General features: G+C 69.8%; 18 protein-coding genes and 1 pseudogene. 11 read left to right on the top strand and 8 right to left on the bottom strand.

Going from position 1 to position 16,327, the window contains the following annotated elements; translation table 11 throughout:
• Nucleotides 1-48: 48 nt before the first annotated feature.
• The 4 genes from AB0D18_RS22690 to AB0D18_RS22675 all read right to left on the bottom strand — a co-directional run bounded on the left by AB0D18_RS22690 (nucleotide 49) and on the right by AB0D18_RS22675 (nucleotide 2,779).
• Nucleotides 49-543, bottom strand: a complete 495-nt coding sequence (locus AB0D18_RS22690) for a MarR family transcriptional regulator (protein WP_362421624.1) — start codon at nucleotides 541-543, stop codon at nucleotides 49-51.
• A gap of 153 nt (nucleotides 544-696) precedes the next feature.
• Nucleotides 697-1,494 carry an AIM24 family protein gene (locus AB0D18_RS22685; protein WP_362421334.1) on the bottom strand — a complete coding sequence of 266 codons (798 nt, stop codon included), beginning with the start codon at nucleotides 1,492-1,494 and terminating at the stop codon, nucleotides 697-699.
• Nucleotides 1,491-2,141 (bottom strand): AIM24 family protein, encoded by a 651-nt coding sequence (locus AB0D18_RS22680; RefSeq protein ID WP_362421331.1) that lies wholly within the window; start codon nucleotides 2,139-2,141, stop codon nucleotides 1,491-1,493. The genes AB0D18_RS22685 and AB0D18_RS22680 overlap by 4 nt, the downstream gene beginning before the upstream one ends.
• On the bottom strand, nucleotides 2,141-2,779 hold the full coding sequence (locus tag AB0D18_RS22675; RefSeq protein ID WP_362421329.1) for an AIM24 family protein: 639 nt from the start codon (nucleotides 2,777-2,779) through the stop codon (nucleotides 2,141-2,143). The genes AB0D18_RS22680 and AB0D18_RS22675 overlap by 1 nt, the downstream gene beginning before the upstream one ends.
• A gap of 232 nt (nucleotides 2,780-3,011) precedes the next feature.
• Between AB0D18_RS22675 and AB0D18_RS22670 the strand changes: the two genes are divergently transcribed.
• From AB0D18_RS22670 to AB0D18_RS22640, 7 genes are all read left to right on the top strand, one after another.
• Entirely contained in the window at nucleotides 3,012-3,353 is a 342-nt protein-coding gene (locus tag AB0D18_RS22670) for a DUF3817 domain-containing protein (protein ID WP_362421326.1), read from the top strand.
• Nucleotides 3,350-3,643: an MTH1187 family thiamine-binding protein gene (locus AB0D18_RS22665; protein ID WP_362421323.1), complete on the top strand. Its 294-nt coding sequence runs from the start codon at nucleotides 3,350-3,352 to the stop codon at nucleotides 3,641-3,643. Before AB0D18_RS22670 ends, AB0D18_RS22665 begins: the two co-directional genes overlap by 4 nt.
• A 163-nt stretch (nucleotides 3,644-3,806) precedes the next feature.
• The gene (locus tag AB0D18_RS22660; protein ID WP_362421320.1) at nucleotides 3,807-4,553 is read left to right on the top strand and encodes a hypothetical protein; all 747 of its coding nucleotides are present in this window, start codon (nucleotides 3,807-3,809) and stop codon (nucleotides 4,551-4,553) included.
• Between the two features lie 80 nt (nucleotides 4,554-4,633).
• Nucleotides 4,634-5,293, top strand: a complete 660-nt coding sequence (locus AB0D18_RS22655) for a DUF4166 domain-containing protein (protein WP_362421621.1) — start codon at nucleotides 4,634-4,636, stop codon at nucleotides 5,291-5,293.
• A complete protein-coding gene (locus AB0D18_RS22650) occupies nucleotides 5,290-5,946 on the top strand; it encodes a TetR/AcrR family transcriptional regulator (RefSeq protein ID WP_362421317.1) in 657 nt (218 codons plus the stop codon). Before AB0D18_RS22655 ends, AB0D18_RS22650 begins: the two co-directional genes overlap by 4 nt.
• 221 nt (nucleotides 5,947-6,167) lie before the next feature.
• On the top strand, nucleotides 6,168-8,000 hold the full coding sequence (locus tag AB0D18_RS22645) for a cellulose synthase catalytic subunit (RefSeq protein WP_362421314.1): 1,833 nt from the start codon (nucleotides 6,168-6,170) through the stop codon (nucleotides 7,998-8,000).
• A gap of 1 nt (nucleotide 8,001) precedes the next feature.
• Nucleotides 8,002-10,287, top strand: a complete 2,286-nt coding sequence (locus AB0D18_RS22640) for a galactose oxidase-like domain-containing protein (RefSeq protein WP_362421311.1) — start codon at nucleotides 8,002-8,004, stop codon at nucleotides 10,285-10,287.
• 81 nt (nucleotides 10,288-10,368) lie between these two features.
• Here the strand turns inward: AB0D18_RS22640 and AB0D18_RS22635 are convergent, their stop codons facing one another.
• Nucleotides 10,369-11,409 (bottom strand): glycoside hydrolase family 6 protein, encoded by a 1,041-nt coding sequence (locus AB0D18_RS22635; protein ID WP_362421308.1) that lies wholly within the window; start codon nucleotides 11,407-11,409, stop codon nucleotides 10,369-10,371.
• Between the two features lie 122 nt (nucleotides 11,410-11,531).
• Nucleotides 11,532-11,871: pseudogene (locus AB0D18_RS22630) on the bottom strand (transcriptional regulator); the annotation flags it as partial.
• A 149-nt stretch (nucleotides 11,872-12,020) separates the two neighbouring features.
• Here AB0D18_RS22630 and AB0D18_RS22625 point away from each other — a divergent pair.
• The 4 genes from AB0D18_RS22625 (at nucleotide 12,021) to AB0D18_RS22610 (ending at nucleotide 15,328) form a co-directional block, all read left to right on the top strand.
• Nucleotides 12,021-12,530, top strand: coding sequence for a MarR family transcriptional regulator (locus tag AB0D18_RS22625; protein ID WP_362421305.1), 510 nt, complete (start codon nucleotides 12,021-12,023; stop codon nucleotides 12,528-12,530).
• A 99-nt stretch (nucleotides 12,531-12,629) separates the two neighbouring features.
• The gene (locus AB0D18_RS22620) at nucleotides 12,630-12,962 is read left to right on the top strand and encodes a DUF3817 domain-containing protein (protein WP_362421302.1); all 333 of its coding nucleotides are present in this window, start codon (nucleotides 12,630-12,632) and stop codon (nucleotides 12,960-12,962) included.
• A 100-nt stretch (nucleotides 12,963-13,062) separates the two neighbouring features.
• Nucleotides 13,063-14,775 (top strand): methylmalonyl-CoA mutase family protein, encoded by a 1,713-nt coding sequence (locus tag AB0D18_RS22615; RefSeq protein ID WP_362421299.1) that lies wholly within the window; start codon nucleotides 13,063-13,065, stop codon nucleotides 14,773-14,775.
• Nucleotides 14,776-14,839: 64 nt separating this feature from the next.
• On the top strand, nucleotides 14,840-15,328 hold the full coding sequence (locus tag AB0D18_RS22610; RefSeq protein WP_362421296.1) for a MarR family transcriptional regulator: 489 nt from the start codon (nucleotides 14,840-14,842) through the stop codon (nucleotides 15,326-15,328).
• Between the two features lie 40 nt (nucleotides 15,329-15,368).
• On the opposite strand, the gene AB0D18_RS22605 is transcribed toward AB0D18_RS22610, so the two are convergent.
• Both AB0D18_RS22605 and AB0D18_RS22600 read right to left on the bottom strand, forming a co-directional pair.
• Nucleotides 15,369-15,863, bottom strand: coding sequence for a DUF1772 domain-containing protein (locus AB0D18_RS22605; protein WP_362421293.1), 495 nt, complete (start codon nucleotides 15,861-15,863; stop codon nucleotides 15,369-15,371).
• A complete protein-coding gene (locus tag AB0D18_RS22600) occupies nucleotides 15,860-16,318 on the bottom strand; it encodes a hypothetical protein (protein ID WP_362421290.1) in 459 nt (152 codons plus the stop codon). Before AB0D18_RS22600 ends, AB0D18_RS22605 begins: the two co-directional genes overlap by 4 nt.
• Between the last annotated feature and the right edge of the window lie 9 nt (nucleotides 16,319-16,327).

The raw sequence follows: 16,327 nt of genomic DNA, 5'->3' as shown, positions 1-16,327 counted from the left end.
AGGGCCCGTCAGGACCCGTCAGGACTCGGCGGGACTTGGCGAGACTCGTCAGGCCTTGCCGCGCCTGCCGCGCAGCTCTTCCGTCATCGGGGTGAGCGAGGCGTGCAGCTGGAGCAGTTCGTCCGGCGACATCGTGTCGATGAAGTGGCGGCGCACGGAGGCCACGTGGTGCGGGGCGACCTTCTGCATCACTTCGCCGCCCTGTGCGGTGAGGACCGCGTACAGCCCGCGCCGGTCCGACTCGCAGTTCTCGCGGCGGACCAGGCCCGCGGTCTCCATGCGGGTGATCTGGTGCGAGAGGCGGCTCTTGGACTGGAGGGTGGCGGTCGCCAGGTCGCTCATCCGCAGCCGCTTGTCGGCGGACTCGGAGAGGTTGACCAGGATCTCGTAGTCGTTGTTGGTCAGGCCGAACGGCTGGAGGTCCTTCTCCAGCTGGTGCATCAGCAGCTTGCTGGCGTCCAGCCAGGTGCGCCAGGCACACTGCTCGGCGTCGCTGAGCCAGGGGGTGGCGGCAGTGCCGTCGACCGAGGGATCGCTGTCCATGGGGGGCATGGTCGGATTCTACCTAAGAAGTTGAATACTGGACAAAGTCTGGGAGTGTGACTCTGGGCACTCCGGGTGCTCCGGGCGCTCTGGGCGCTCCGGGCCGCCGGAGAGAAGCCCCGGAGCGGCAGGTCACGCTCCGCAGGCTATCGCCTACAGTCCGAACCGGCGCTGGAGGTCCCCCAGTTGACCCGGCAGCCGCGGAGTCGAGCCCTGTGCGCCGTGCTGGCCGCCGGCCGGACCGCCGCCCCCCGGCACCCCTGCATTCTGCCCGGCGCCGCCGCCCACCGCGCCCACCGCCTGCTCGGCCATCAAGAGCTCGGTCGACTGGAGCAGTACCGTGCCCGTCCCGACGAACTCGAACTGGTGCTCCTCGCCGGACGCCCCACCGATCCCGGTCATCGCCCGCAGACCGCCCAGCAGGCCGGCCATGTATCCGTGGTCGTAGTGGTGGCAGGGGGACGGGCAGTCCGCCCAGCCGACCAGGGCCTGCGGGTCGACGCGGATCGGCGGCTCCATGAAGACGACCGGGCCGTTGGACGCGGCGACGAACTTGCCCGTACCGATCAGGGTGAGGAAGCCCGGCACGATCGACTGCTTCAGCGCGAGGGTGGGCTGGTAGGCGAGGAGGTTGCCCGCGCGGATCGTCAGGTTGCCCTCGTCCAGGTCGAAGGAGTTCACGTCGAAGGCGCGGTCGGCGAGCAGCATCTTGCCGCTGCCTTCGGCGACCACCCAGTCACTGACGTGCAGCGGGGAGTGGAAGGAGGTCCGCAGCAGCCGGTCGAAGCGGCCGTGGCCGATGCCGTTGAAGTCGATCTGCCCGTAGTAGGCGATCATCTTGCCCTTCTGCAGGAACCACTGGCTCCCCTTGAGCTCCACGCAGAAGGTGTACGGATTGACGTTGTCGTCCGAGGGGAGGGTGTGCGGGTCGAGCACTACGGGGCCGGTCACAGCTTCTCCTCGGATGCCTGGACGTACACCGCACCGTTGCCGGACAGCTCCAGCTGGAACGCCTCGCCCGAGCCGCGTCCCACCATGTCGCGCCAGCCGAGTGCGGTCGACAGCTTGTTGCGTACGTCCCCGTGGTGGGCGACGTACGCCTGCGGGTCGACGTGCACCGGGCGCTGCGGGGTGATCGGCAGCTCGATGACGCCGCCGTGCGCCATGACGGCGACCGCACCGTGCCCCTTGAGGGTGGTGGTGAAGAGGCCCTGGCCGGTGACCTGGCCGCGCACCATGCCCATGACTCCGCCCTGCGAGCCCATGAACATCGTGCCCTGCTGGAGCGCGCCGTCGAAGGCGAGCAGCCGGTCCGCCTCCACGTACAGGGTGTCCCCGGCGAGGGTGATCACCTGGATGTGGTGGCCGCCGTGGCCGAACATCACGGTGCCGCTGCCCTCGACCGTCATGAGGGGGGTGGCCTCGCCCGCGGCCCTGCGGCCGATCATCGACATGACGCCGCCCTGGCCGCCCTGGATGTTCGGGGTGAAGGACACGTCGCCCTTGTAGGCGAGCATCGCGCCGCGCTGGCTGTACATCTTCTGGCCGGGCAGCACCTGCGCCTCGACCATCCGGGAGTTGATCTCGCGGAACGGCATCAGACGTCGCCCCCGATCGTGTTGCGCTCGCTGGGCTGGACGTAGACCAGGCCCTCGCCCTCGAAGCGGATCTGGAAGGCCTCGCCCGAACCCTCGCCGATGAACGTCCGGAAATTGACCCCGGACTGGAAGGACTGGCTGAGATTGCCGGTGTGCGCGATGTACGCGCCCGGGTCGACCTGGAGCGGGTACTGGGCGGACACCCGCAGCACGACCGCCTGGCCGTCGGAGGTGAGGGCCGCCTGGCCGTGCCCCTCCACGGTCGTGGTGAACAGACCGTTGCCACTCGCGCCGCCGCGCAGCCCGGTGAAGGTGGTGCCGGTGCGCAGCGAGGCGTCCGTGCACAGCAGGTTGCTGGACTCGACGTACAGCTTCTCGCCGGTCAGGTTCACCAGGTTGATCTCGCTGGCGCGGTCGGCGAAGTAGCACGTGCCGTGCCCCTTCGCCTCCATCACCGTCATCTGTTCGCCGGTGAGGCGTCGGGTCACCATGCCGCGCACGCCTTCACCGCCGCCGGTCATCTTCTTGAAGGCGATCTGGCCGTCGTACGCCACCATGGAGCCGTTTTTCGCCTTGACGGCGTCCCCGGTCATGTCGACGGCGAGCACCTTGCTGCCTTGGAGTCGGAACTGAGCCACGGATCGAAGGTATCCGCACGATGCGTCCGCTACCAGGGGCTTCCGGCGGAAACCGGCCCGGATACTCCTCGATCCGCTCCCGATGTGGCCCTGATACTCCTCGATCCGCTCCCGATGCGGCCCCGGAGACGACCCTGAGCCAAAGGTTGGCAAAACCGGATGCCACAATGGTTCCGCGCTTGTGCATACGTTCACAAGATCGCCCGCCCCCGACGACGAAGGTTGCCCTTCCGTGGATCTCAAGACCGCTTCCGCACTCCGCCGCCTCCGCCTGGTCTCCGCCCCCGAGGCGGTGTCCTTCCTGCTGCTGCTCGTCTGCTCGGTGCTCAAGCGCACCACGGACTTCAACGCGGTCCCGGTCATGGGCGCGGTCCACGGCCTCCTCTTCGTGCTGTACGTCCTCTTCTGGGCCGACGCGTGGAACAGGACCAAGTGGTCGCTGAAGACCGCCGCCTTCTACTTCGTGATGTCGGTCCTGCCGCTCGGCGGCTTCTTCGCCGAGCGGAAGCTCAAGGCCGAGGGCGAGCGCGCCGTGATCGCCGCCCGCGCCCGCAAGGAAGCGGCCGCCGCATGATCGTCGCCTTCTCTGTTACGCCGCTGGGCGTGGGCGAGGACGTCGGGGCGTACGTCGCCGACGCCGTGCGCGTGGTCCGGGAGTCCGGGCTGCCGAACCGTACGGACGCGATGTTCACCTCCATCGAGGGCGAGTGGGACGAGGTCATGGACGTCGTCAAGCGCGCCGTGGCCGCCGTGGAGGCGCGGGCGCCGCGCGTCTCGGTCGTCCTGAAGGCGGACATCCGCCCGTCGGTCACCGACGGTCTGACCTCCAAGGTCGAGACGGTGGAGCGGCACCTGTCCGCCTGATCCGCCGCGCGTCTTTCCTTACGAAACCCCTGGTCCTGCGGGCCAGGGGTTTTCTGCTGTCCGAAAATTGAGCAGTCGCTCAAAGTGGGGTTGAGCGACTGCTCAAAAAGGGTTACCTTCCATTTGAGCAGTCGCTCAAATTTCCAGTCGTGGGGATGGACACATGAAGCAGCTGTACGTCGAGGCGTTCATCCGTGCCGATCAGGAACTCCTCTGGGAGCGCACCCAGGAACCCGCCCAGCACCAGCGCTGGGACCTGCGCTTCACCGAGATCGACTACCTGCCGCGCCCCGACCCGGGCGAGCCGCAGCGCTTCCGGTACGCCACCAAGGTGCTGCCCTTCCTGGCCATCGCCGGAACCGGCGTGTCGGCGGGGGAGCGCCGCCGCCCCGACGGCACCCGCACCTCCGCCCTGCGCTTCGCGTCGCCGCACCCGCTCTCGCTCCTCGCGGAGGGCAGCGGCTACTGGCGGTACGTACCGACGGCGGACGGGGTCCGCTTCTTCACCGGGTACGACTACCGGCCGCGCTGGGGGCGGTTCGGGAAGGTGGCCGACCGGCTGCTGTTCCGGCCGCTCATGGGGTGGGCCACCGCCTGGTCCTTCGACCGGCTGCGGCTCTGGCTGGAGCGCGGCACGAGCCCGGCCGCGGCGCTGGCCAGGGCGCTCGGCGAGCTGGCGGCCCGTACCGCCGTCGCCGTCCTCGCGGTCGTACTGGCGGGCAGCGGGCCCGCGCTCGCCGTCCACGTGCCCGAGCTCGCCGGCGGTGCCCCCGTGCTCGCGGCGGTGCTCCTCGCGGCGGCCGTCCTCCTGCCGCCGCTGCCCGGTACGCCGGCCGCGCGGCGCTGTCTGCGTACGCCGCCCGCCCCGGTCCATGCGCCCTCGATCCTCACCAGCCTGGAGCAGGCATGAACCGCACCGGAGAACCCGTGAACCGGCCGCAGGCCGTGCGTCCCACCCCCGTCAGGCACGCCTCCCTCTTCCGTACCGCCATGGGCGACGACACCTTCGGCCGCCTCCACCCCATGCTCCAGCGCCGCTTCTCCGTCGGCCTGGACAGCGGCGAGGCGTGCGTCGGGCGCGGCGTCATGGACCGGATCTGGCACGGCCCCGGCTTCGTACGGCCGTTCCTGAAGCTCGGCGCGACCCGCAACATCCTCGTCCCCGAGACCGGGCGCCACGTCCCCTTCGTCATCGAGAACGTCCCGTACGCCGACTCGTACGGCCGCGAGACCGTCACCTTCGTCCGGACCTTCCACCTCCCCGGCGGGCCCCGCCGCTTCGACGCCACCATGATCTACAGCCCCGAGCGGAACTGCGTCCTGGACTACCTCGGCACCCATCAGCACCTCGCCAGCGACCTCCACTTCTCCGCCGACTCGAACGGCGGCCTGGTCATTCGCTCAGGCGAGCACCGTTTCCGCGAGGGCCCGTTGGACGTCCGCGTCCCCGACCTCATCGGCGGCGACGCCGAGGTCAGGGAGTCGTACGACGACTGGACAGGGCGCTTCCGGATCCGTGTCAGGGTGGTCAACCGGCGGTTCGGGCCGCTCTTCGGGTACGAGGGGTCCTTCCGGGCCGCCTTCATGGACGCGACAGCGCACGGCATCCGGCCGGGGCTGCGCCCGATCCGCGAGGAGGCCCGCGCGTGAGTGCGGCGGAGACCAGGGAAAAGCTGCTGGTGGGGGCATTGCGCACGCTCACCGAGCAGGGCATCGCCAAGACGTCGGCGCGCACCGTCGCGGCCACGGCGGGGGTCAATCAGGCGCTGGTGTTCTACCACTTCGGCTCGGTCGACGAACTGCTCGCCGCCGCGTGCCGGCACGGGGCCGAACAGCGCGTCGCCCACTACCGGCCGCGACTGGCCGCCGTCACCTCGCTCACCGAGCTGCTCGCCTTTGGCCGGGTCATGCACGACGAGGAGAAGCGCGGTGGCCACGTCGCCTTCCTCGGCCAGCTCCTGGCCGGTGCGCAGACCCAGCCGGGGCTCGCGCCGGCGACGGCCGCCGGGCTCGACCTGTGGGTGGACGAGATCGAGAAGGTGCTCGCCAGGGTGCTCGAAGGCAGCCCGATCGGCGAGTTCACCGATCCGGCGGGGCTCGCCCGCGCGGTGGCCGCGGCCTTCATCGGTCTTGAGCTGTACGAGGGGGTGGACGAGACGGGGGCGATGAGCGCGCTGGACGCGTTGGAGCAGCTCGGGGGGCTGGTGGGTGCGCTGGAGGAGTTGGGTCCCGTCGCCCAGCACGCGATCAGGCTGCGCCTGCGGAAGGTCCGGCGCCAGGCCGCTTCGCTGGATGTGCCGTGAGGTGCCGTCGCTGACGTGCGGCGACGTTGCGGCTGGGCGCGCCCGCGCGGCGGAGCCGCATGTCGGATACGGCCCCGCGCCTCTATAGGGCGGCTCCCGCAAGCCGTTGCACAGGTCGTGGTGGGTCCCTCCATCGGACGTCTCGAGTCGCAGGGCGCGTCATTCTGCCCTTCTGTTGGACTTGTGAGGTATGGGCCTCACGGAACCAGCTTGGAGGCAGCGTGTTGCCGGAGGGCTACGACTACGAGAAGCACAGCCGCCTCGCCGGGCCGCTCACGGACCCGGGGGCCGGTCCCTACACGGTCCAGTACACGAGCCTGCTCTCCAAGGAGCCCCACCGAATACGAGCCGTCCTCCTCATGACGCTCGCCCCGCTGCTCTCGGCGGTGCTGCTGGCGTATCTGATCTGGCCCTCGCACTGGACCGAGCGGGAGAACGCCGACCCCTGGCTGGTCCGTGCCGACTTCACGATGCTCGGGGCGATCGCTCTGATCATGTTCTTCATGCTGATGAACGTGGTGTCGATCGCGCACGCCACGATGGTCGCCCGCGACCCGGTCCCGGTCACCGCCGAGAAGGGCACCCGCGTCGCGTTCCTCACGACGTACGTCCCCGGCAAGGAGCCCCTCGCCATGGTCCGGGCCACCCTTCAGGGCGCGGTCGAGGTCCGGCACGACGGGCCGCTCGACGTCTGGCTGCTCGACGAGGGCGACGACCCCGCGGCGCTGGCGCTCTGCGAAGAGCTGGGCGTACGCCACTTCAGCCGCAAGGGCATCCCGGACTGGAACCAGAAGAAGGGCCCGCACCGGGCGAAGACCAAGCACGGCAACTACAACGCCTGGCTGGCCATGCACGGCGGCTCCTACGACTACTTCGCCTCCGTCGACACCGACCACATCCCGCTGCCCAACTACCTGGAGCGGATGCTCGGTTACTTCCGCGACCCCGACGTCGCCTTCGTCGTCGGCCCGCAGGTGTACGGCAACTACACCGCCGCCGTCACCAAGGCCGCCGAGTCGCAGCAGTACCTCTTCCACGCGCTCATCCAGCGGGCAGGCAACCGCTACCGCGCACCCATGTTCGTCGGCACCAACAACGTCGTCCGCGTCACTGCCCTGACCCAGATCGGCGGCCTGTACGACTCGATCACCGAGGACATGGCGACCGGCTTCGAGCTGCACCGCCGCCGGAACCCGCGCACCAACCACTTCTGGTGCTCGGTCTACACCCCCGACGTGCTCGCGGTCGGCGAGGGCCCGGCGTCCTGGACGGACTTCTTCACCCAGCAGCTGCGCTGGTCCAGGGGTACGTACGAGACGGTGTTCAAGCAGTTCTGGAAGGCGCCCTTCCGGGTTCCGCCGGGGCGTCTGCTCAACTACGGCCTGATGCTCGTGTACTACCCCATGACGGCGGTCAACTGGCTGCTGGGCATTCTGAGCTGTGTGCTGTTCCTGTGGTTCGGGGCGTCCGGCACCCAGGTCTCCACCTCGGTCTGGCTGATGCTCTACAGCGACGCCGTCGCCCTCCAGATCTGCCTCTATCTGTGGAACCGCCGCCACAACGTCTCCCCGCACGAGCCCGAGGGCTCCGGCGGACTGGCCGGCATGGCGATGTCCGCGATCTGCGCGCCGATCTACCTCAAGTCGCTGGGCGCTGCCCTGGTCGGCCGGCGCGGCCGGTTCGTCGTCACCCCCAAGGGCGGCGAGGCCAGCCCCGACCGGCTGCTGACCTTCCGTATCCACCTCTTCTGGGCAGCGGTGATCATCGCGTCCCTGTGGGCGTCCGTGCACTACGGGCACACGCACGCGGCGATGCGCACCTGGGCCGTACTGGCGCTGATCATCTCGCTCGCGCCGCTCGTGCTGTGGATCTGGAACCGGAGGACCGAGCGCGGTACGAGCCCGGAGCGCAGGCTCGCGCGCGTCGACGCGGAGCCGGTGAAGGCGGTCGCAGCGGGGGCCCCCGCCCCGGCGGCCGCCGCAGCCACTGCCACTGCCTCAGCCCCTGCCACCGCAGCGCCCGCCACTGCCAACGCCACCACCGGAGGCAAGTGACATGCCCGACCGCCCGGCCGACAAGGCGCCCCAGGGAGCCGAACCCCCCGAGCAGCCCAAGCCCTCCAAGGCCTCCGAGCCCTCCGAGCAGGCCAGGCCTTCGAAGCAGCCCAAGCCCAAGCCCTCCGAGCAGCCCAAGCCTTCGGAGCAGCACAAGCCCAAGCCCTCCGAGCAGTCGGAGCAGGCCGAGCAGCCCGAGTCCTCCGCGAAGTCCGAGCCGAAGTCCGAGTCGAAGTCTCAGCCGAAGTCCGCGAAGTCCGCGAAGTCCGCGAAGTCCGGGCCCGCCGCACCGCCGAAGCCCCCCGGGCAGCCCCCCGGGAGGCCCTCCGAGCCGCAGGCCAGGAAGGCGCCCAAGAAGCTCAGGAACTCCCTGCTCGGCGGTGGCGCCGTCGTCCTGCTCGTGGGCCTCAACGCCCCCGCGGCGCTGGACTTCGCGCAGGAGAAGTACCACGCGTACAAGATCGCCCAGCCCGGCTACAAGGCGGAGTTCGGCTCCTGGGACCTGTTGAACGTCCCCGGCGAGTACCGGATGAACGCCATCCACGCGGCCCTCCTGCACACCGGCAAGGTGCTCCTCATCGCGGGATCGGGCAACGACCAGAAGAAGTTCGACTCCGGGACCTTCGACACCGTCCTGTGGGACCCGAAGAAGAACACCTTCAAGAAGATCCCCACCCCCGAGGACTTCTTCTGTGCCGGGCACGCCCAACTCCCCGACGGGCAGCTCCTGGTGGCGGGCGGCACCGCCCGCTACGAGGTCCTGGACGACAAGATCACCCGGGCCGGCGGCGGCATGCGCGTCAAGAACGAGTCCCCGGACAAGCCCATCACCCTCAAGAAGGGCACCCGCTTCCGCTCGCCTTCGGGCGTCGAGTACCTCTCGAAGTTCGACGTCACCGTTCCCAAGGCGAAGCGCGACTTCAAGATCGGCTACTTCGCGTCGGGCCAGATGAAGCCGTGGGAGACGAAGGTGACGGCCGCCGAGTCGCGCGTCTTCGTCGAGGCCGCGAAGGAGGGCGCGGGCGCGCTCACCACACAGGCCGCGCAGTACGAGATCGTCGGCCTGTCGGAGGAGGACGCGGACAACGTCTACGGCCTCGCCCAGAAGATCACCACCGAGAAGCAGGACTTCCAGGGCATCAAGGCGGCATACGAGTTCGACCCCAAGGCCGAGAAGTACGTGCCCGTCGCGCCCATGAAGGACGCCCGCTGGTACCCGACGCTGACCACGCTCGAAGACGGCAAGGTTCTCGCCGCCTCAGGGCTCAACGACGTCGGCGACGTGGTCCCCGGCGACAACGAGATCTACGACCCGAAGACCAAGAAGTGGGGCAAGGGGCCCTTCCGCTACTTCCCGACGTACCCCGCGCTCTTCCTCACCAAGGGCGGCAAGCTCTTCTACTCCGGCTCGAACGCGGGCTACGGCCCCGCCCTGAAGGGCCGTGAGCCGGGCATCTGGGACGTCGGCACCAACAAGTTCACCAAGGTCGCCGGTCTGACCGACCAGGACCAGCTGGAGACCTCGGCGTCCGTCCTCCTGCCGCCCGCGCAGGACCAGAAGGTGATGGTGCTCGGCGGTGGCGGCGTCGGCGAGTCCGAGAAGGCGACCACCCGTACGGCGATCGCCGACCTGAAGGCCGACAACCCGGCGTTCAGGACAGGACCGCAGCTCGCCCAGGGCACCCGCTACCTCTCCAGCGTCCTCATGCCCGACGACTCCGTCTTCACCAGCGGCGGCTCGAAGGACTACCGGGGCCGGGGCGCCAGCGACATTCTGCAGGCGCAGTTCTACGACCCCAGGGCCAATGCCTTCCGCGACGCCGCCGAGCCGACGGTCGGCCGCAATTACCACTCCGAGGCGCTGCTCCTGCCGGACGGCCGCGTCGCCACCTTCGGCTCCGACCCGCTCTACGGCGACGAGGACAACACCAAGCTCGGCACCTTCGAGCAGCGCGTGGAGATCTTCACCCCGCCCTACCTGGAGAAGGGCAAGAACCGTCCGGTGCTCGAAGGCGGCCCGGAAGCCTTCTCGTCCGACGACTCGGCGACGTACAAGAGCAAGGACGCCGACCGGATCGTCAAGGCGCGTCTCATGCGTCCCAGTGCCGTCACCCACACCACGGACGTCGAGCAGCGCTCGATCGAGCTCGGCCTCAAGAAGGACAGGGGCGGGCTTACGGTGACGGTGCCCGACGACCGCACGCTGGTCCCGGCGGGCTGGTACATGCTCTTCGTGACGGACAAGGACGGGGTGCCGTCGGAGGCGAAGTGGATTCAGGTCAAGTGAGCCTGCCCGGACGGTGGTTCACGTGGGCTTGCGCGTGGTTCACCTGGACTCGCGCGCAGTCAACCCGGACTTGCGCGTAGTTCACTTGGACTTGCGCGCCAGCCCGAGCGCGTAGTCCGGCCACCAGGTCCCCGCGGCGGGACCGCCCCGGCACTCGCCGTCCGAGTCGCCGGGGCGCTTGATCCACAGGTACGCGTCGAGCAGCGCGTCCCCCGTCCGGTCGGTGGGCGGCTTGCCCAGCGCCCGCCCGGACGGGTTGCACCAGGCGCCGGCGCGCGAGCCCGGCAGCGGGCCGTTCCCGTTCCGACTGGAGTCGACGACGAAGTGGGCGCCGCCGAGCAGCCCGGACAGCTGCGCCCCGTACGCCTTGACCGCCTCGTCGCGCTGGAAGTTGGACACATTCAGCGAGAACCCGTCGGCCTTCGCGACCCCCGCCCGCTTCAGCGGGTCGACGATCTTGCCGGCGTCCTTGATCCAGTCCGGATTCCCCGCGTCCAGATAGACCTTCGTCTTCGGCTGCTCCTTCAGCCGGGAGATCGCCTGCGACAGCAGCCGGCTGCGCTCGTCGTGGTCCTCGACGGGGGTGCAGCCGTCGACGATGTGCGGGACGGCGTCGGGCTCCAGGATCACGGTCGTGTTCGCGTCGCCGATGGCCTTCGCGAAGGCGTCCAGCCAGCCGAGGTAGGCGTTGCTGTCGGCCGCGCCGCCCGCGCTGTGCTGGCCGCAGTCGCGGTGCGGGATGTTGTACGCGACGAGGACGGCGGTCCGCCCCTCCGCGGCGGCGCCGGCGGTGACCCGCTGGACGTCCGGCACCGGGTTGTCCCCGGCGGGCCAGTTGGCGACCGGCCGCTCGGAGATCTTCTTGAGCTGGTTCGCGTCGTCGGTACGCCCCTGGGCCGTCCACTCCTTGACCTGGCGGGCGGCGCTGGAGTTGGGGTCGACCCAGAAGGGGGAGGTGTTGGCGGCGGGGCCGGCCGTCTTCTCCGACGATTGCGATGTCTCCGGCTTCTCCGGTTCCACGGAGTCGGGGGACGAGCACCCGGCGGTGGCGCCGACCGAGCCGATCAGAGCGAGCGCGAGTGCGGTCGACGTACGCGTACGGAAGATCCTTCGGCCGGACATCCAGCCCCCTCGGGACGACTGCTGGCGGGCGAAACGGGACGCCCAATCGTGACATAACGGCTGGTTTGTACGGGGTTACGACCCGTGTTCGTACGGGGGGTGACGGTCCGCTCTGCGGGGCGCGCGGAGACGGACGACGCGGCGAGGCCCAGGCGCAGGGCGAGGGCGGAGGTGGTGGCGGGCTCGTCGAGCGCGCACAGGACGTCGGCCCGGCCCCGGCCGAGGAGACGGGCCAGGGCGGCAGGGGTGCGGGCCCCCTCCGGCTGCTCGGCCCACCCCGCCGATGCCCCGGACCGGGTACGCGAGGGCGGGCTGCCACGGCGCCTCGAACCCCGTCACCAGGTCCGGCCGGCAGAACAGACTCAGCATCAGCACCAGCCCCCGCCCGTCCAGCGGCTGCCGCTCCTCCCAGCCGGCGCGGATGGTGAGGGTGAGCGTGAGCGGGGACCAGGTCAGCCGGGGCAGGGGCTGTCGGCACGCTCTGCACGCTCGTACTGGTCAGGGAGGTCCGGCGGACCCGCGATCGGGAGGCGGAGGTGGTTTCGGAACGAAGATGTACCGAACCGCGAGACAAAGCTGACCAGCATATGACTGACCGGTAGGGTCGTCCCGTGCCGAAGCCGCTCAGCCTCCCCTTCGATCCCATCTCCCGCGCCGACGAACTCTGGCAGCGGCGCTGGGGCCCCGTGCCGTCGATGGCCGCGATCACCTCGATCATGCGGGCCCAGCAGATCCTCCTCGCCGAGGTCGACGCGGTCGTCAAGCCGTACGGACTGACCTTCGCCCGGTACGAGGCACTGGTCCTGCTCACCTTCTCCAAGGCGGGCGAGCTGCCCATGTCGAAGATCGGCGAGCGGCTGATGGTCCACCCCACGTCGGTCACGAACACCGTGGACCGCCTGGTGAAGTCGGACCTCGTCGACAAGCGCCCCAATCCCAACGACGGGCGCGGCACCCTCGCCGCCATCACCGACAAGGGCCGGGAGGTTGTCGAGTCGGCGACCCGCGACCTGATGGCGATGGAGTTCGGGCTCGGTGCGTACGACGCGGAGGAGTGCGCGGAGATCTTCGCGATGCTGCGCCCCTTGCGGGTGGCGGCGAAGGACTTCGACGAGAGCTGAGGGCCGGACGGGCGGGACGGGCGGGACGGGCAGGTCGGCTGGTTGAGCCGGAGCAGCCCGCCCGAAGATCGCCCCGGATGCCCGGTTACGCTCGATGACATGAAACAGAGCGTGCTGACCCGTTATCGGGTGATGGCCTACGTCACCGCCGCGTGGCTCCTGGTGTTCACCGTCGCCATCGTCCTGAAGTACGGCTTCCAGACCGGCGACACCATGCTGATCTCCCAGATCCACGGTGTGCTCTTCATCATCTACGTGGTCTTCGCCTTCGACCTCGGCACCAAGGCGAAGTGGCCCTTCGGCAAGCTGCTCTGGGTGCTCGCGGCCGGCTGCATCCCGGTGGCCAGCTTCTTCGTCGAGCCGAAGATCACCCGCGAGGCCAAGCCGCTGGTCCGGGAGCCGTCCCCGGTGACCAGCAAGGCCCAGGCGTAACCAGGCGTCACCAGGCGTCACCGCAACTCCGCCGTACGGATTCGAACCGTACGGCGGTTGTCCATCGACATTTACTAGGACGTCCTAGTAAATTGAAGGTATGGACTCCACGGACAACGCTGCCGCGATCGAAGAGGGCCGCCTCCGCTGGCAGGCCCGGTACGACAAGGCCCGCAAGCGCGACGCCGACTTCAGCACGCTCTCCGGGGACGAGGTCGAGCCGGTCTACGGCCCGCGCCCCGGTGACAAGTACGAGGGCTTCGAGCGCATCGGCTGGCCGGGGGAGTACCCCTTCACCCGCGGACTGCACGCCACCGGCTACCGCGGCCGGACCTGGACCATCCGCCAGTTCGCGGGCTTCGGCAACGCCGAGCAGACCAACGAGCGCTACAAGATGATCCTGGCCGCGGGCGGCGGCGGGCTGTCCGTCGCCTTCGACATGCCGACCCTGATGGGTCGCGACTCCGACGACCCGCGCGCGCTCGGCGAGGTCGGCCACTGCGGTGTCGCCATCGACTCGGCGGCCGACATGGAGGTCCTCTTCAAGGACATCCCGCTCGGCGACGTCACGACCTCGATGACGATCAGCGGTCCCGCCGTCCCCGCCTTCTGCATGTACCTGGTCGCCGCCGAGCGCCAGGGCGTCGACCCCGCGATCCTCAACGGCACGCTGCAGACCGACATCTTCAAGGAGTACATCGCGCAGAAGGAGTGGCTCTTCCAGCCCGAGCCGCACCTGCGCCTGATCGGCGACCTGATGGAGCACTGCGCGGCGGGCATCCCCGCGTACAAGCCGCTCTCCGTCTCCGGCTACCACATCCGCGAGGCAGGGGCGACGGCCGCGCAGGAGCTGGCGTACACCCTCGCCGACGGATTCGGGTACGTGGAGCTGGGGCTGAGCCGCGGCCTGGAGGTCGACCACTTCGCGTCCGGTCTGTCCTTCTTCTTCGACGCGCACCTGGACTTCTTCGAGGAGATCGCCAAGTTCCGCGCCGCGCGCCGCATTTGGGCCCGCTGGATGAAGGAGGTGTACGGGGCGAAGACCGACAAGGCGCAGTGGCTCCGCTTCCACACCCAGACGGCCGGCGTCTCGCTCACCGCGCAGCAGCCGTACAACAACGTCGTACGGACCGCGGTGGAGGCCCTCTCCGCCGTCCTCGGCGGGACGAACTCCCTGCACACCAATGCCCTCGACGAGACCCTCGCCCTCCCCAGCGAGCAGGCCGCCGAGATCGCGCTGCGCACGCAGCAGGTGCTGATGGAGGAGACCGGGGTGGCCAACGTGGCCGACCCGCTGGGCGGTTCCTGGTACGTGGAGCAGCTCACCGACCGCATCGAGGCCGAGGCCGAGAAGATCTTCGAGCAGATCAAGGAGCGCGGACTGCGCGCCCACCCGGACGGGCAGCACCCGATCGGGCCGATCACCTCGGGCATCCTGCGCGGCATCGAGGACGGCTGGTTCACCGGCGAGATCGCCGAGTCCGCCTTCCAGTACCAGCGGGCGCTGGAGAAGGGCGACAAGCTGGTCGTCGGCGTCAACACCGCCCACGGCTCGGTCACCGGCGACCTGGAGATCCTGCGGGTCAGCCACGAGGTGGAGACCGAGCAGGTCCGGGTGCTGGTCGACCGGAAGGCGCGCCGCGACGACGCGAAGGTGCGGTCCTCGCTGGACGCGATGCTGGCCGCCGCCCGCGACGGCTCCAACATGATCGAGCCGATGCTGGCCGCCGTACGGGCGGAGGCGACGCTCGGGGAGATCTGCGGGGTACTGCGGGACGAGTGGGGCGTCTACACCGAACCTCCGGGGTTCTAGGGCGAGTTGGGGGTGCGGGCGACGTGTTGACCTCAACCTGGGTTGAGGTCCTACCGTCGCCCGCATGACCACCACGAGCACCCCCACCGCCCAGCACATCGCCAACCCGCAGGCCGCCGACGCGGACCTCGCCTCCCAGCCCGTCGCCTACTGGACCGGCGTGGCGAGCACCGCCGTCAAGAACCTGCTGCGCGACTCGATGGCGCGCTTCGACGTCACCCAGCCCCAGTGGTGGGTGCTCAACCGGATCGGGGCGGGCGGCAGCAGCCGCGAACAGCTCGTCGAGCAGCTCGCGGCCGTCGCCGACAACCCGTACGACACCTCCCGCGTCGTCGACCAGCTCCTGCACCGGGGCTGGCTCGCCGCCGACGGCTCGTCCCGGCTCTCGCTCACCGACGCGGGACACGCGGGCAAGGCCCAGATCAAGGAGCTGGTCACCGGCCTGCGCGCCCAGGTGCACGAGGGCGTCAGCGACGAGGAGTACGTGGCCGCGCTGAAGGTGCTGCGCCGGATGACGGCCAACGCGAAGCGGTCCGACTCGCCCTGGCAGTAGGGAAGGCCGGGCGGGGGCGACGCGGTCACCCTCGGGATCGTCAGGGGCTGTCGTTCGGATCCCGGGGGGAGTGGCTTCGGCGCAGGGAGAGCAGGATCAGCAGCGCGAAGGCGGCGAACGCGGTCGCGGTGCGTGCGTAGTTGAACGCCTCCCAGCGAGACAGGATCTCGGCGTGATCGGCGGGTGCCGAGGTGGCCGCCCACTGCTTGATGCGGCCGTTGATGGGGACGTTGCCGAGACGGGTGATCAAGAAGGACGCGATGACGAGGATCCCGGTCGCCGCGGCCAGCCGCCGTGCGACGCCGTGCGTCAGGGCTGCCAGTACGAGGGCGCTGAGCGCCGACGTGCCCATGGCGGCCTGCATGGTGATGCCGTTCATCTGCATCAACTGGGTGTGAAAGGACAGCCGCATGTCGAGCGGTACGGCGTTGAAGGTGGGGACGAGGTTGGCCGCTCCGTAGCCGAATGCGCCGGCGAGGGCGCCGGTGGACATCAGGGCGAGGCCCTGGACGAGCCGGACGGGCAGGCGGATCACTCGGCTGTCCCGCGTGCGGACTCGCGGGTCCCGGGTGCGGAAGCGCGCGTCCCCTGTGCGGACTCGCGCGTCCCCGGTGCGGCAGCGGGAGTGCGGCCGAGTTGGTGGATGCGGCGCACCCGTCCGTCGTCGGCGACCTCGCCGATCAGGAGCCACTCGCTCACCAGGGGGCCGAGCTTGCGGTGTTCCGCGCTGAGGCGGCAGCGGGCGGCGAATCGGCGGCCGTCGACGAGGAGATCGTCGATTCTCATGTGGGTGGCGGTGACGTTTTTGCGGGCCGGGGCCGCATGCGCGATCAACTGGGCGCAGGTGAGCTCCGTGCCGTCGGTGACCCAGACCGCATCGTCGGTCAGGGTGCGGCCCACGATCCGTGCCGGGTCCTCGTCGGAGAGGGCCATGTCGCGGGTGTAGTCGACCAGGAGGCGGCGCGCCGCCGGTTCAGTTATTTCTGACATGCGGGTCAG

It is taken from the genome of Streptomyces sp. NPDC048442, assembly GCF_040651475.1.
Taxonomy (GTDB): domain Bacteria; phylum Actinomycetota; class Actinomycetes; order Streptomycetales; family Streptomycetaceae; genus Streptomyces.
Note: the sequence above shows the minus strand (reverse complement) of the source record. Positions and strands in the feature narration are given on the sequence as shown.